The sequence below is a fragment of the Yersinia sp. IP36721 genome (genome assembly GCF_003634395.1).
Lineage (GTDB): Bacteria > Pseudomonadota > Gammaproteobacteria > Enterobacterales > Enterobacteriaceae > Yersinia > Yersinia entomophaga.
Map to the genome: position 1 here is coordinate 1 of NZ_QCZL01000023.1, position 14,888 is coordinate 14,888.

Consider the following 14,888-nt stretch of genomic DNA (forward strand, 5'->3'; position numbering starts at 1 on the left):
AATAATAATAATCATAAAAAATCCATTTAATTCATCATTCATTAATTTATTCTTTAAACAGTGAAAAAGTGAAAAAGTGAAAAAGTGAAAAAGTGAAAAAGTGAAAAAGTGAAAAAGTGAAAAAGTGAAAAAGTGAAAAATACAATAACGGCGAACCAATGCCCGCCATTATCATTATGTCATATTAAAACGACTATTTTTTAGGACCGCGCACCCGCAGAGTCAGGCCCTTCAGGAAGTAACGCAGCACCTGATCGCCACAAGGACGGAAGTTTTTGCTGTCGTCCTTACGGAACAACGCGTTCAATTCAGGTTTGGACACCGGAAAATCAACGGAGGTGAAGATATCGTGCATATCGGTATCTTTCAACTCGAAGGCTACGCGCAGCTTTTTCAGCACAATATTATTAGTGATACGTGCTTCAATAGACGGAGCTGGGAATTTGTCATCCTTACCACGCTTAAAGAAGATCAGACCGTTAAGAAAATGAGCCATGACCTCATCAGGACAATTCTGGTAACCAGCTTCGTCTTCTTTCTTAAGGAAATTAACGACATCCGCGCTGTTCACTTCAAAATCAGTTAACTTGATGATTTCTACGATTTTAGCATCGTTAACATTAAGCATATAGCGAACACTGCGGAGCACATCGTTGTTGATCATATTACTGCCCTATTCCAATTAATTTAATAGACGTGTGCGAATGTCGCAAGAATAACAAAAAAGCTTCTTTAACGTCTGGCGGGCAGTATTATATAGAGATAATCCTTTTTTCTCAATGTAAATTTAATTTGATATAATCGTGAAAAAAGCAAGTAATTATTAAATACAAAATAACGACATTATTCAAAATCACAAATAAACGTTAAACAAAAACAAATATAAATTGACAACTGATTAGTAAAATAACATATCAGAACCCAACCACACAAAAATGCGCCTGATTGGGCTCTGGTATAAAAACAGAAATTACTTATCGTTAGTGATAACGCACAGATCTCTTGAGTCTGATTTATACGGGCTAATCTCTTCGCCAATAATGTATTTATTGCGCAACATGGCAGATATTTTATCCATCACCATCACAATAACCACCATAATCAACGTAATAAACATCACCACATCCCAGTTCCATAAACGCATATTCTCTGCGTAAACCAAACCGATACCGCCAGCACCGACAAAACCTAACACTGCCGCAGAACGGGTATTAGACTCTATCTGATACAGGCTAAGCGCCAGAAAAGTTGGAAACGACTGGGTGAAAATACCAAAGCGGTGTTTTTGTAATGGGTTGGCCCCCATTGCAGTTAATCCACGGCTAGGGGATTTATCGACTGCCTCGTGTCCCTCAGCATAGAGTTTACCCAGTAAGCCCATATCCTGCATAAAAATGGCCAGAACCCCCGCTAACGGCCCCATTCCTACGGCACGAACAAAAATCAGCCCCCAAATCGCCATATCGATACCGCGAAAAACATCGAGAAAACGGCGCACAACAAAAGAGGTAACTCGTAATACCGGCGTATCCATGACATTACGGGCAGCAAGAAAGGACAGTGGCAACGCAATAAACGTCGCTGTAAGCGTACCGGCGAATACAATGGCTAAAGTAATAAAAATCTGACCAAAGTAATATTTAAACGGCCAGTTGATAAAATCATGCCAGACAAACATTCTCAGGAAATAGCGCCCTATTTGCTGGCTGCCGTGAACGAAGGCAGACCAGGGAATACCAAAGAAATTAAAGAAGAAAATATAATAGAAAACAATGGCCACGCCGATGCCAACGACCAAGCGAAGATAGCGCCGCTGCTGCGAGAAAAGGGTCGGATGTTGCTGCTTCAGAGAAATCACATCGGCTGGCGAAAGCGTATTCGTCATCATTAAGCGGCTCCTTCCACAACACGTTTACGTAATTTTCCGGAGGCGTAATCTAGTAATGAAACCACGGTAATAATCAGCAACAGCGTGATGCTGACCTGATCATAACGATCCAACTTAATAGACGTCATTAGCTCTTGTCCTATTCCGCCCGCGCCGACCAAACCCAGTATGGTTGACTGGCGAAAATTAATTTCCAATCGCATAAAGCTGTAAGACAGAAAGATAGGTTTCACCTGCGGCCAAAGACCAAAACGCATACGTTGCAATTTACTAGCACCACAAGCTGTCAAACCGCGAACAGGTTTATTTGAGGCAGTTTCAATAGACTCATAGAATAATTTGGTCAGGCTACCTATCGTATGTAACGCCAGAGCCAAAAAACCGGGAATCGCGCCAATACCAAAAGCCATAACAAACATGACTGCCCAAGCTAATTCTGGCATGGTACGTAAAAATGCAACAAAGGTACGAATCGCTAATCTGACTGGTGCTGGGCTGTGGGTGTTATTAGCCGCCAGAAAAGCCAAAATACAGGCGACAATAACCGAGAGAATGGTTGCGGCAATGGCAAGCTGTAGCGTCTCCCAAATTAGCGGTAGCTGAATATTCAGGCGATAGCCCCAATATGCCAATGAACCTTCGGTACGCCCATCGGCAAATAAAACCGGCCAGTGAAGTACAGGAATTGTTTCAGCCAGATAGTCAAAAAAATGTGGGAATGAAACTAGAACGGTGTGAAGATTAAATTCAGCAATACTGCCTGCACCCAAATAGAGTACAACCAGAGCTAAAGACCATATTAAGGTTTCGCGTTTTTGCTTACTGCGAACCTGCTGGTAATAATGATTGAAATCAGTATTCAAAATAACTTACCGCCTGAAAACCGATAGCTCCGGTATTCCGTTCCTGAGCTATCCTATTCATTATATCAACCGACTTAACGGTCGCCTTTAGTTAGATCGCGCTTCAAATCAATGACGGTTTGGTATTCGCTCAATGAGGTTTCCTCAATATGCTGCTTGCCCCCTACCGCTTTGATAAAACAGGCATGGTCTTCTTTATCCAGTTTTTTGATAGCCTCAACCAACTGCGCTTTGAATGCTGGCGGTAAAGCACTGCGAACAAGAATTGGGCCATTAGGAATTAACGGAGACTGCCAGATAATCCTAATCTGTTTCATTAAATCGGGATGATCCATACGAATCATGCGAGTGAAAGCTCCGCTAGTATAACCGGTATTATAATCGCCGATCATTGATGCCCAGGTTACCGCGCCGGCAAACTGACCATTAATAACGCCAAGGATGTCTTGCTCATGACCACCGGAGAACGTCACGCTGGAGAAGAAATTGTTATATTTATTGTCCGGCGTTCCGCCGAATTTCTGTTTAAAGCTCTGATTAGGGATCAGGAAACCCGAAGTTGAATCCGGGTCGGCAAAACCAAAGGCTTGCCCCTTTAAATCCTCCATTTTCTGGTAAGGGCTGTCTGCCTTCACCACGACCACAGAGTGATAGCCGCGAGACTGATCGGTATCATCGACGACAATACCGACCAAATCGACGGCCTTAGGGTCTTTAATATAAACCGAGGCGAAAGATGACGGTGACATACTCAGCACCATATCAATCTTTCCACCGAGTAATCCTTGAATGACCCCAGAATAATCCGAAGCATTATGCAAATTGGTTTTTACTTTTAATTCTTTGTCCAAAAATTCTTTTACACACATATTATCGCCAATCTGCTGTGTTGCATTTTGGCCACCGAGAATACCCAAATTGATTTCTTTCGGTGCATCTGCCGCCGTGGCGTTAAATACCATCATCGCACCTGCCACTAACGAAGTAACACTCATTACTTTTTTCATTAAAATAACCTATGTCCGTAGAGGATTAATGGAAATTAATGCAAAACATCTGTTGCTTCATCGTTGTAAATATCATGAATAATACTGTCACTTAGTTGATCAGGATGACCGTCAAATATAATTTTTCCTTGCGCAATACCAATCACTCGCGTGCAGTAATCTTTAACTAATGCCACCGAATGTAAGTTCACCACCACCGCAATATCGTTTTCACTGATTTTTTGCAGCGTATTCATTATTCGGGTGGTATTTTTTGGGTCGAGGGAGGCTACAGGCTCATCGGCCAATAGAATTTTAGGGTTTTGCATCATCGCGCGACAAATAGCCACGCGTTGCATTTGCCCTCCGGATAAATTTTCGGCGCGCTGCAACGCATGTGGCAACATATTCAACCACTGCAAGAGCTCGACGGCTCTGGCTCGGTCACGCTCGGCAAATATTTTAAAAAATGATTTAAGCGTTGAGGTATGACTTAATCTTCCGAGTAACACATTGGTCATAACATCGAGGCGAGGAACCAGACAGAAATCCTGAAAAATCATTCCACACTTGGCACGCCATTTACGCATTTGTTTGGCCGTCAGCGAGGCAATATTTTGCGTTTCCCCACTCTCCTGATAGTTAAGAATCTCTCCACCGCTGGAAGAAATGGTGCCATTCAATATATGAAGTAACGTTGATTTTCCTGCGCCTGAGCGGCCAATAATCGCTACAAATTCTCCAGCATGGAGTTCAAAATTGATGTTATCCAACACCTTATGCTGCGATGCATAGGCTTTCATCAATCCTTTAACCGCCAGAACCTTTTTTTTCGTTTCCGGTGCAGTATCAGGATAATCTGGCGCATATTGAAGTAATGCCTGGCCCATAGAATGTCTCTCAGATTGCAGGTTATCTTTGAGCCATTAACGGATATTTTTATTACAGAGAAATGATAGTTTGATGAGAGAAAGGTGACATGTGATTGCCACCTTTCTTTAGAGAAGATGAGTCTTTCTTGTTAAATCAGCTACGAATTTTACGGTAGATAAACAGCACAACCAAGGCACCGATAACTGCGACGACAAAGCTACCAATGTTAAAGCCGTCTACTCTGCCCATCCCAAAGAAAGTACTGATATAGCCACCGACCAAAGCACCGACCACACCAAGAATGATGGTCATAAAGAATCCGCCACCGTCTTTACCTGGCATAATCCACTTAGCCAGAATACCGGCGATGAGACCAAAGATAATCCAGGATAGAATCCCCATACGTCCTCCAAATATTGAATAAACCTGACGGTCTGTGCTTTATCAGCTGAGTGATTATTAGCTATTCACAGCGTCCATTACAGTATTAAGTTAAGACCTTATTAGGTAAATCCGCAAATCTGTACGCTTCATCCAAGAATAAAAATAAATTTTTTATCCCGCTAAAACACAACTACTCGACCGATTAAATAACCGGTTCTCTTGGCGCGAAAATATGATTCACCTGCCGCTGACGCATTTTCGCTAACAAATCGTAGCCGCCGTTTGGTAGCGAATGCGCAAACTCCCGCTCACTGGTAAATATCGGACTGGCCCAATAAATGTTTACCGGATCGCCCTGCTGCTCCGGCAACGTCAGACTGACGTGCTCAGAGTATAGATTGGCCGATAATACATAGCCTTCGTAACCCTGAGGGGCGACTTCAGACTCCAGTGCATGGCCTTCTCCCAGCCAGCTTATTTTTCCCCACGGAACATGGGCAAAACCGGCTAAAGCACTCGCCATGCGAACGGCGTTGTCTTCGTTGACATATTGACTATCCACTGCCATCGCTAATTCTATTCGACGATATTTCCCGGCATCATCATTAAATAAAATCTCAACCCAAGGCTGCGGACGAATACTGACACCCAGCGTCAGAAAATAATAAACTCCATCCTTTTCATGCTGAGAGATCGCCATTGGCGGCCATCTGCCCTGATCAATAGCATAATACTTTTGCGCCGGACCAAAATGTTGCTCATAGCGTCGAATATATTCCACTTGCATACTGGGCCAGGGATTACCTTCCTCCTGCTGCCAGACTCGCCAAAATTGTCGAGTACGTTCCGCCTGAGCATATTGCGTATTAGTAGACGCAGACCCCAAAGGTAAAGTGAGTGGATTCTCTTTAATACAGCTAGCGGAGTAACAGACAGAGTGATCGATATACAAACTCCAGCCGGGAATCACCGCCAATAATTGCCCCTGATACCACAGCGCTGCGCCGTCATCACTTTCTGACCAGATAATCTTAATATATTGCGCATCCAATGCTTCTTCACCGGCAATATTTCGACAATAGGCCGCAGCCAAACGCGGGGCAAGCCCCTGCTCAATAGCCGCGTTATCATCTAACTGGGGAGCCGCAGTCAGATTTCTTACCCAGCAGGCACGCACCGGAAAACGATCTTCAACGGACTCCAACGGGTAAATATAGAAATAAACCACACGCTGATCTTGTTGCACCACAGCCACCAGTGTCTGGTTTTCATTACTGACTTCGGCCAGCACTTCTGATTCTTTCATATCGCCTCAACTTTATCGGCAAAGAATAATTATCGGGCAACGGGCGGATTATTCCCTTACTCCAGATAAAATTAGCCTAATTATGCTACCAGTGTAAAACGTCTTAGCCGTTTAAATCATTGGAAAAAGTCTCAAAAAACCATTATATGAAAGAAAAATGGCTCGATTAATGCCCATTCGCTACATGAAAAATCGAATGATAAAAATAAAATACGCCCAAATCGATATAATAAAATTTTCTTGTATCAAGTCGTGTCTATGGCTCTTGACTCAGTGGGTTAATCTATCGTTATTTTACTAAAACTCCATACGAGGAAAGCCTATCCAGTACCTTAATCATGGTGACGAATCTTCTTTCACGCTAAAATAAGTTCAGATATCACACGACAGAATTGAAGGTTCCCATGGCTTATATCCCTAAAAACTATGCCCGGCTGGAAAGCGGTTACCGCGAGAAAGCGCTAAAACTCTTCCCGTGGGTTTGCGGAAAGTGTTCCAGAGAGTTTGTGTATTCTAATCTGCGTGAGTTGACCGTACACCACATTGATCACGACCACGGCAATAATCCGGAAGATGGCAGCAATTGGGAGATGTTGTGCCTGTTTTGCCACGATCACGAGCATTCTAAATATACCGAAGCCGATCAATACGGATCGACGGTTATTGCCGGAGATGACGCGCAGAAAGATCAGGGTGTCGCTACTCACAACCCTTTTGCCAATCTCAAAACTCTATTAAAAAAATAATGGTCTGTTTACCGGTGAGAATACCTATATCGTTATTTTCACCGGTCAATTGCCAAATTTGTACCTTACTGCAATGCCGGGATCTTAGAAGCCCAGTAATTGCCGATAAGTACGAGGTTCCAGCATATCTGCGGTTAATCCTAGGGTTGAGGCAAAAAGACTGCATTGCAGCTTTAATTCTGCCAATTCATTCGGATCATCTGTCATCACCGCAATTTCAGCAAAATTTCCCACAGACTCCAAATGGTCGACCGTAATGTGAAATTGGCCGATAAAATAGATACTGCGGTTCTTTTCCAGGGTAAATACCGGCTGATAGCCTAAAGTCACCAGCATACTCGAAATCTTGCCCAAATCCTCGACCCGGCTGGCTTCGCATCGCTCGCTTCCCGGCCCTTTGACAATCCATAGCCGAATACCCGACGGGTTCATTTCACGCAATATCATACTGATATTTTGCCGTGCAAGACCGCCATCACAAGCATCCAGATAACAATCTTTTTCATGATTATTGAGAGCAAAAATCTCTGCATCCTGCGTTTCTATTCGCCTCAATAGGTTACGGATATTCTGTACTCGAAATTTTAATTCAACCTCATATTTCCCAACAAAATGCTCACTCATTGAATCCGCCCTGATAGGAAAATAGTCGTAAGAAAACCTTATATCTACTCAATTATGCCTTAAGTCTGTTAGCCACAGGTTGATATAAGCTGGATCAAATCCGATGCGATTAACACCCGTGGTTATAAATAGCCTTCAGTGTGTGAAATAGATCACAAACTCGGCCCCACAGTAGGGAAAGAAACATCAGCCTCATGTTTACTTCATGGCAACGAAAGAAAGCATCGATTTCAACAAATAAGCTATTCAGATTTACTTTCGCAGCAAAACAGGATGTTCGTACTCTAGGTGAGAAAAATGAATCGTACCGATGGTGACAGCAATCAGGAATTATTGCAGCAACTGAAAAATATTGTTGGTGAGAGTTACCTTCTGACAAAAGAGCGACAAACCAAACGTTACCGGACCGGATTCCGTTCGGGTCAAGGGGAAGCTCTGGCCGTTGTTTTCCCCGCAACGCTAATGCAGCAATGGCAAATACTGCAAGCCTGCTTGGCCGCAGATAAAATCATTATTATGCAGGCAGCCAATACAGGCCTGACGGAAGGATCCACTCCCAGTGGAAATGATTACGATCGCCAGATTGTTATTATCAACACGCTGCGACTCAATCAGATTCAGTTATTGAATAATGCCGAACAGGTGATTGCTTTCCCCGGCAGTACGTTGAATGAACTGGATAAACGCTTAAAACCCTTTGGTCGCGAACCCCACTCCGTTATTGGCTCATCCTGTATCGGTGCTTCGGTTATTGGCGGCGTTTGCAATAATTCCGGCGGTTCACTAATACAACGTGGCCCGGCTTATACGGAAATGGCACTTTTTGCTCAGATAAATGAGCATGGCGAACTTCAATTAGTTAACCATCTTGGTATCCATCTGGGTGACACGCCGGAAGATATTCTTTGGCGTTTAACCCGTGCCGATTATGGCCCGGAAGATATTGGTCATGGCGAGCAGAAAGCCTCGGATCATGATTATGTTGAACGAGTGCGAGATGTGGATGCCGATACGCCGTCGCGTTTTAATGCTGATAAACGGCGCTTATTTGAAGCCTCCGGCTGCGCAGGAAAGCTCGCAGTTTTTGCCGTCCGTTTAGATACTTTCCCAGCGGAGTCTCAGCAACAGGTATTTTATATTGGCACCAATGACACCAAGGTGCTGACAGAATTACGTCGTACTATTTTACGTGATTTTAAACACTTACCGGTTGCAGGAGAATATATGCACCGGGACGTTTTTGATATCGCCGAAATTTATGGCAAAGACACTTTTATCATGATCAATTCTATGGGTACGGATAAGATGCCGACTTTCTTTACCCTAAAAGGAAAGATCGATGCCCGACTGAATAAAGTTCCTTTTTTGATCAACAATATCACCGATCGTGTCATGCAGGGCTTCAGCCGTATTTTGCCTAGCCATCTTCCTAAACGCCTGAAAAGCTACCGAGATAAATATGAACATCACCTGATGCTGAAAATGTCCGGTCAGGGAATAGCGGAAGCTAACGAGCATTTACGTCGATTTTTCGCAACGGCGGAAGGTAACTATCTGGTTTGCACCGCTGACGAAGGAAAGAAGGCCTTTTTACATCGTTTTGCCGCCGCCGGTGCAGCAGTTCGTTACCATTCAGTTCATAGCGATAAGGTCGAAGATATATTGGCTTTGGATATTGCTCTGCGCCGCAATGACGATCAGTGGTTTGAAACCTTGCCTGAAGAAATAGACCGCCGTTTGGTAGCAAAACTCTACTATGGTCATTTTATGTGTCACGTTTTCCATCAGGATTATATTGTCAAGAAAGGCGAGAGTCCGCAGGAAATCAAAGATAAGATGTTAGAAATTCTGCAGGCGAAAGGCGCTGAATACCCCGCCGAACATAATGTTGGCCATCTCTATTTGGCTAAACCTGAATTAAAGGCTTTTTATCAGGCAATAGATCCAACCAACAGTTTTAATCCAGGGATAGGAAAAACCTCAAAACATAAGTGCTGGCGTTAGTAAGGTTTGAGCTATCTTTCAGTCAAGTCTTAAAAATCAGTATGATTGGTAAGAAGTACCGCGAAATGGAAAAAGATAAACTATAGTGAGATCACATTGCCAGCCTGGGTTGGCGTTATTTTCACTCTCTTTGAGGGGAAACAAATGAAGATTATATTATGGATTATCGCGATAATTTTTATTGTCGGCCTGCTGACTATTACCGGTGTCTTCAAGCTTATTTTTTAAAGTTGGTTGAATTCGCGGTTATCCTACCGCGAATTCATTTTAATCCGTTAAACACCTGCATCCTGCGTATTCCTGCCTCTTAATCTTCTATCATTCAGATACTTTCGCTAAACGTCCCTGAGCATCTTTTTGCTGTCGATAACTTTTAGCCGCACCTGGAATGGGCGCTGCTTTGCCGGTTTCAAGCCAACTGCGTAATCGGTTAGCATCAGCAAAATGCGTATATTTACCAAAAGCATCTAATACCACCAAAGCGACCGGACGATTATTAATGACCGTGCGCATCACCAGACAATGCCCCGCCTCATTAGTAAAACCCGTTTTTGTCAGCTGAATATTCCACTTATCGTTATAAACCAGATGATTGGTATTACGGAAAGGTAAGGTGTAATTCGGATTACGGAAAGTCGCCATTTTTTCAGTAGAGGTACTCAACTGACCAATGAGCGGATACTGCTTACTGGCCAGCAGCAACTTACTGAGATCGCGCGCAGTAGAAACGTTCTGGGTTGATAGCCCTGTCGGTTCTACAAAATGGGTATGGGTCATGCCTAAGGATTTGGCTTTAGCATTCATAGCAGCAATAAATGCACTATACCCACCGCGATAATGGTGAGCCAAACTGGCCGCGGCGCGATTTTCGGATGACATTAATGCCAGTAATAACATGTCCTTACGGTTTATTTCGCTATTGACTCTCACTCGCGAAAATACACCTTTTAATTCTTTAGTTTGATGAATATCAACTGAAATAATCTCATCAAGCGGCTGTTTGGCATCCAGAGCCACCATCGCGGTCATCAGTTTAGTGATTGAGGCAATGGGTACTACGTGGTCAGGATTATTACTATAAATAACTTTGTTGGTTTTTAAATCGACAACCATCGCGCTGCCAGAGGCTAACTCCAACGGAGCTGCCTGTTGTACGCCAGCACTGGTGGTGGCGAAACTCGTCACAGGAACGCTCAAGGCCGTAGCCGATAAAATAAACAGACTTAATATTGATAAACGTATTTTCACATGCATATGGATTGGCTTAGGTGACGTGGGTTGGACTCCAAGCAGTATAAGTTACCCATATAAACTGCGCATCAGACATTCTTTAAATCATTGTTACAAAGATTTAAAAGGGTCGCTTACGATTATTGACAATCGCGCGACTAACATAAAAAAACGTTGTCTGAATATCGTTAATTTCCATTAGTTATTCTAATAGCAAAGAAGATATAGCCTTATTGAAAGTTAAGTTATTCCTAGATGAACATTAAACAAAAAAACAAATCTAAGTTAAATTAAGTCACTATTTCCATTTATAAAAAACACATTTAAACAATCACTAAACAGAAAGGAGAAAGCACTTGAACACAGACGCGTAATTATAATAATGACAAATTGATTTGCAATTATAAGAGTAAGGTTAGTTCTAAATGACATATGGCAGTGACGATAACTACAAGACCGGCGCAATATTATTTATATTAATTTACAGCGTAATATGGATTGCGATCTCATCTAATCTAGATCCGGCTGTTCCCTACGATGCCGTAGAGTCCCTGAATTGGGCGAATAGCCTCGAATTTGGCTCACCGAAAAATCCCTATATCGTTGGCGCAGTTACGGCTATAGGTCTACTCATCAACCCACTGATAAACCTTGCGTTATATTGGTATGTTTCGCATTTTACCGTTATTGCCGTCGGTTTATGGGGTATTTTCCTTCTGAGCCGAAGACTGTTTGGTAGTTACAAAATCGCATTTTTCTCTATGCTCGCGCTAAATTTATCTGGCGTTATCAATTTTGATATAATTTCTTATAATGACAATTATCTACTTGTGATGTTTTGGCCGTACTTATTCTTATTTTTCGTTAAATCTATTTATGATAATAAAGCTTACTGGTATGCCTTAGCTGTCGTTTGCGGGTTAGCCGCCATGTCAAAATACTCCAGCTTTGCATTTTTTCCGTTTATGCTTATTTATGCCTTCTCGACGAAAAAAGGACGAGAATCCTGCAATAGCAAAGAGTTCTATCTTTCGTTATTACTATTTTTACTTATTATCGCCCCCAATATTTTTTGGCTTTATCAGCACGACTTTGCCGCCTTCAATTGGGTTGATTCACAAATAAACGCGGGACTTAACAGTAAAGTACTGTTTTCCGCTCTTGTGGTTTTCTACCCCATTATCATCATCATTCTGCTACTCAAAATGCTGAATGCCACATTGGTACAGCCGGACTCAGACGAAAAGAAAGCCGTTCTTTTCGTGTTTACCCCGCCACTTATACTGATATTCGGCTATTTCCTGTTTAACAGCGGGGGACGAATCACCGAATGGTTACAGCCTTTTACCGTATTATCCCCAGTTATCGCTCTTTGCTTCCTTAATGTCGAACGAGTGAAATCCTGGCGAGGCATCAATCTATCTCTGTTAATTGTCGCGGCTGCGGTTTGTCTGGGTTACGCGACAGTGTTGTATAAAGATATTCGCGGCGCAGGCAGCAAATTTAACTATATCCAACCGCTAAGCGCCGAAATTAATCAAATCTGGCGAGATAAATATCAAGTTCCACTTCGCTACGTCGGCGGTGGCTATTTCTCACAGTGGCTGACTTTCTACGCCCCAGACCGTCCCCTTATGGCGGAAAAATGGTCTAATAATGAAAAACCTAATCTCTACACCCCCAATATTTCAGAAAAAGAGATTTCCCAAGCCGGTGGTTTATTTCTGAGTTCGCTGAATTCTTCCTGTCAGGATGCTGATTTTCAGCATGTTCTGCGTTCCTTCCCAGGCTTGCCTATTTCCGAGATGAATGACTATGTTTTTGTTACCCGGCAGGGAAAAGAAATGAAGTGGTGCCTAGCTTTTGTCTCGCCCGCAGAACAATCTTCACAATAAAGGATACGTACTGACTCAGCCCATGGTTATACCATGGGAAAAAGTCATCGCTAGCGGCAAAAAAGCTTATGCTTGGCACATCAGGCAAAGCATAAAGAAAAGGCACAATACAATGATGCTTCATCAGCACCCGAAAATCGCTACCACGGTGGAAAAACGGGCCATTCAGGTTAGTAATCTGGATAACAAACAGCTAAGTTCAGCCCCTGAGAACCTAAGCACAATGTCAGGATTACAACAGCTCAGCCTGTACAATAACTGCCTGACAGCGTTTCCCGAAGAGATTATCTCATTGCAGAAGTTGCAGGTACTTAATTTATCCTGCAACAACATTCCATCGATACCGGCCAGTATCGGCGAATTATCGTCGCTTTGCATGTTAGATCTCGGTCATAACCGTATACAAAACCTCCCTCAAGAACTCGGGAGGTTAAAACAGCTGGAATATCTTTATATCAGCGATAATCATCTGAGTGATTTGCCCGCAACTTTGGCTGAGCTACAGCATTTGACCTATCTAAATGTGACCGATAATCAGCTGGAAGAAATTCCCTCAGCTATATTTTCTCTCTCAGCATTGAAAGAGCTTCGACTGTATAACAATGCGATTAGAGCTATACCTTCGGCCATAGGGCACCTTCATCAGATACAAGAGTTGCATTTGATGAAGAATAAAATTGCTTCAATCGCTCCTGAAATTGCCGCCCTGAAGCAACTACACGTGCTGGATATTTCAGATAATTGTCTGGATTATTTACCTAATGAGTTTTGTGTCCTGCCCCAGCTAACTGATGCTAATTTTCGCTTTAATCAACTCTCCCAGCTACCAGAAAACTTTGGCGCACTGAAAAATCTGCACAGTCTGGATTTACGCGCCAATAAACTTTCCACCCTGCCGGAAAGCTTCTCAGAATTGAGCCAGTTAAAGCGCTTGGATTTACGCTGGAATAACTTCTCCGAATTGCCAGAAGTACTCGCGCCGTTTATTGCACGAGGCTGTCTGGTACATATCTGATATTGTTTGCTGGAAGGAGGCGTTTCACGTAGCAGGGGTTTTGTTCGGGTCAATGTTATGCCGTTAGCAAAAATCCGTTAACGGCATATAGCTTGCGCGATGTCCTGCGAGGTTTTCAGCGCGCGAATTTCAGTAAATAGCTCGGTAGCTTCGTCATATTCTTTACGTAAATATCCTAGCCACTGCTTAATTCGGGCTACGTGGTACAGACCGGTGTCATCCTGCTTTTCCAGATGAACATATTTTTGCAGCAGCTTCACCACCTCGGGCCAAGGCATTCGAGGTTCGTTATATTTCACCACCCGACTCAGGTTCGGGACATTTAACGCGCCGCGCCCTAGCATCACCGCGTCACAGCCGGTCACTTTGATACATTCCTGCGCGCTGGCGTAATCCCAGATTTCGCCGTTAGCAATAACAGGAATAGTGAGCCTGCGACGTATATCACCTATCGCCTGCCAGTTAATACGATCGGCCTGATAGCCCTCTTCTTTGGTTCGCCCATGAACCGCCAGTTCAGTGGCTCCAGCCTGCTGTACAGCATCGGCAATTTCGAACTGACGATCGCTCGAGTCCCAACCTAAACGGATTTTTACCGTCACAGGTAAATGAGCGGGCACCGCTTCGCGCATCGCTTTAGCCCCTTGATAAATCAGCTCAGGATCTTTCAGTAAAGTCGCCCCACCGCCGCTACCGTTGACCAGCTTTGACGGGCAACCGCAGTTCAGATCCACGCCGTAGGAACCGAGTTCGACCGCGCGTGCGGCATTTTCAGCCAGCCATTCTGGGTATTGGCCTAATAATTGAATACGAACTAATGTGCCAGACGGAGTGCGGCTTTGATGATGCAACTCAGGGCATGAACGATAGAAGGATTTGGCTGGCAGCAACTGATCGACCACTCGCAAAAACTCGGTGATACAGAGATCGTAATCATTCACTTCGCTTAATAATTCGCGAACCAGTGAATCCAGAACGCCTTCCATCGGTGCCAAAAGTACCCGCATGACCTGATTACCTGCCTGCTGAAAAATAAGGTGGGAATATCTGCATCAAAATACCCCCTAAAAAAGA

The 14,888-nt window shown here is 43.5% G+C and carries 14 protein-coding genes; 4 read left to right on the forward strand and 10 right to left on the reverse strand.

Features of this window, described 5'->3' with window-relative positions; all coding sequences use genetic code 11:
- Window positions 1-193 precede the first annotated feature (193 nt).
- The 7 genes from DBA33_RS16125 to DBA33_RS16155 all read right to left on the reverse strand — a co-directional run bounded on the left by DBA33_RS16125 (window position 194) and on the right by DBA33_RS16155 (window position 6,300).
- Window positions 194-664, reverse strand: a complete 471-nt coding sequence (locus tag DBA33_RS16125) for a DUF1456 family protein (RefSeq protein WP_064512643.1) — start codon at window positions 662-664, stop codon at window positions 194-196.
- 306 nt (window positions 665-970) lie between these two features.
- A complete protein-coding gene (gene phnE / locus DBA33_RS16130; protein WP_064512641.1) occupies window positions 971-1,888 on the reverse strand; it encodes a phosphonate ABC transporter, permease protein PhnE in 918 nt (305 codons plus the stop codon).
- Complete coding sequence (gene phnE / locus DBA33_RS16135) at window positions 1,888-2,751, reverse strand: phosphonate ABC transporter, permease protein PhnE (RefSeq protein ID WP_120806815.1); 864 nt, start codon at window positions 2,749-2,751, stop codon at window positions 1,888-1,890. The genes phnE (DBA33_RS16130) and phnE (DBA33_RS16135) overlap by 1 nt, the downstream gene beginning before the upstream one ends.
- Window positions 2,752-2,825: 74 nt before the next feature.
- Window positions 2,826-3,758 (reverse strand): phosphonate ABC transporter substrate-binding protein, encoded by a 933-nt coding sequence (phnD, locus tag DBA33_RS16140; RefSeq protein ID WP_120806816.1) that lies wholly within the window; start codon window positions 3,756-3,758, stop codon window positions 2,826-2,828.
- Between the two features lie 35 nt (window positions 3,759-3,793).
- Entirely contained in the window at window positions 3,794-4,627 is an 834-nt protein-coding gene (phnC, locus tag DBA33_RS16145) for a phosphonate ABC transporter ATP-binding protein (RefSeq protein ID WP_064512638.1), read from the reverse strand.
- A gap of 136 nt (window positions 4,628-4,763) precedes the next feature.
- Window positions 4,764-5,012 carry a GlsB/YeaQ/YmgE family stress response membrane protein gene (locus DBA33_RS16150; RefSeq protein WP_049596664.1) on the reverse strand — a complete coding sequence of 83 codons (249 nt, stop codon included), beginning with the start codon at window positions 5,010-5,012 and terminating at the stop codon, window positions 4,764-4,766.
- A gap of 184 nt (window positions 5,013-5,196) precedes the next feature.
- A complete protein-coding gene (locus DBA33_RS16155) occupies window positions 5,197-6,300 on the reverse strand; it encodes a suppressor of fused domain protein (RefSeq protein WP_064512636.1) in 1,104 nt (367 codons plus the stop codon).
- Between the two features lie 404 nt (window positions 6,301-6,704).
- Here DBA33_RS16155 and yajD point away from each other — a divergent pair, with 404 nt between their 5' ends.
- Window positions 6,705-7,046, forward strand: coding sequence for an HNH nuclease YajD (gene yajD, locus DBA33_RS16160; RefSeq protein WP_064512635.1), 342 nt, complete (start codon window positions 6,705-6,707; stop codon window positions 7,044-7,046).
- Window positions 7,047-7,130: 84 nt separating this feature from the next.
- Here yajD and DBA33_RS16165 read toward each other — a convergent pair whose 3' ends face one another.
- Entirely contained in the window at window positions 7,131-7,670 is a 540-nt protein-coding gene (locus tag DBA33_RS16165) for a class IV adenylate cyclase (protein WP_064512633.1), read from the reverse strand.
- 297 nt (window positions 7,671-7,967) lie between these two features.
- Here DBA33_RS16165 and dld point away from each other — a divergent pair, with 297 nt between their 5' ends.
- Window positions 7,968-9,674: a D-lactate dehydrogenase gene (gene dld / locus DBA33_RS16170; protein ID WP_120806817.1), complete on the forward strand. Its 1,707-nt coding sequence runs from the start codon at window positions 7,968-7,970 to the stop codon at window positions 9,672-9,674.
- Between the two features lie 318 nt (window positions 9,675-9,992).
- Here the strand turns inward: dld and pbpG are convergent, their stop codons facing one another.
- Window positions 9,993-10,928: a D-alanyl-D-alanine endopeptidase gene (gene pbpG / locus DBA33_RS16175; protein ID WP_064512630.1), complete on the reverse strand. Its 936-nt coding sequence runs from the start codon at window positions 10,926-10,928 to the stop codon at window positions 9,993-9,995.
- A 401-nt stretch (window positions 10,929-11,329) separates the two neighbouring features.
- Between pbpG and DBA33_RS16180 the strand changes: the two genes are divergently transcribed.
- Together DBA33_RS16180 and DBA33_RS16185 are read left to right on the forward strand one after the other, a co-directional pair.
- A complete protein-coding gene (locus DBA33_RS16180) occupies window positions 11,330-12,799 on the forward strand; it encodes a glycosyltransferase family 39 protein (RefSeq protein WP_120806818.1) in 1,470 nt (489 codons plus the stop codon).
- Between the two features lie 112 nt (window positions 12,800-12,911).
- On the forward strand, window positions 12,912-13,814 hold the full coding sequence (locus tag DBA33_RS16185; protein ID WP_064512628.1) for a leucine-rich repeat domain-containing protein: 903 nt from the start codon (window positions 12,912-12,914) through the stop codon (window positions 13,812-13,814).
- Between the two features lie 77 nt (window positions 13,815-13,891).
- Here the strand turns inward: DBA33_RS16185 and dusC are convergent, their stop codons facing one another.
- Window positions 13,892-14,821: a tRNA dihydrouridine(16) synthase DusC gene (gene dusC / locus DBA33_RS16190; RefSeq protein ID WP_120806819.1), complete on the reverse strand. Its 930-nt coding sequence runs from the start codon at window positions 14,819-14,821 to the stop codon at window positions 13,892-13,894.
- Window positions 14,822-14,888: the final 67 nt, after the last annotated feature.

What these genes read in the sequence shown, in the direction of transcription:
- DBA33_RS16125 (WP_064512643.1), bottom strand. Translation starts at nt 664, where the DNA reads ATGATCAACAACGATGTGCTCCGCAGTGTTCGCTATATGCTTAATGTT.
- phnE (WP_064512641.1), bottom strand. Translation starts at nt 1,888, where the DNA reads ATGATGACGAATACGCTTTCGCCAGCCGATGTGATTTCTCTGAAGCAG.
- phnD (WP_120806816.1), bottom strand. Translation starts at nt 3,758, where the DNA reads ATGAAAAAAGTAATGAGTGTTACTTCGTTAGTGGCAGGTGCGATGATG.
- phnC (WP_064512638.1), bottom strand. Translation starts at nt 4,627, where the DNA reads ATGGGCCAGGCATTACTTCAATATGCGCCAGATTATCCTGATACTGCA.
- DBA33_RS16150 (WP_049596664.1), bottom strand. Translation starts at nt 5,012, where the DNA reads ATGGGGATTCTATCCTGGATTATCTTTGGTCTCATCGCCGGTATTCTG.
- DBA33_RS16155 (WP_064512636.1), bottom strand. Translation starts at nt 6,300, where the DNA reads ATGAAAGAATCAGAAGTGCTGGCCGAAGTCAGTAATGAAAACCAGACA.
- yajD (WP_064512635.1), top strand. Translation starts at nt 6,705, where the DNA reads ATGGCTTATATCCCTAAAAACTATGCCCGGCTGGAAAGCGGTTACCGC.
- DBA33_RS16165 (WP_064512633.1), bottom strand. Translation starts at nt 7,670, where the DNA reads ATGAGTGAGCATTTTGTTGGGAAATATGAGGTTGAATTAAAATTTCGA.
- dld (WP_120806817.1), top strand. Translation starts at nt 7,968, where the DNA reads ATGAATCGTACCGATGGTGACAGCAATCAGGAATTATTGCAGCAACTG.
- pbpG (WP_064512630.1), bottom strand. Translation starts at nt 10,928, where the DNA reads ATGCATGTGAAAATACGTTTATCAATATTAAGTCTGTTTATTTTATCG.
- DBA33_RS16180 (WP_120806818.1), top strand. Translation starts at nt 11,330, where the DNA reads ATGACATATGGCAGTGACGATAACTACAAGACCGGCGCAATATTATTT.
- DBA33_RS16185 (WP_064512628.1), top strand. Translation starts at nt 12,912, where the DNA reads ATGATGCTTCATCAGCACCCGAAAATCGCTACCACGGTGGAAAAACGG.
- dusC (WP_120806819.1), bottom strand. Translation starts at nt 14,821, where the DNA reads ATGCGGGTACTTTTGGCACCGATGGAAGGCGTTCTGGATTCACTGGTT.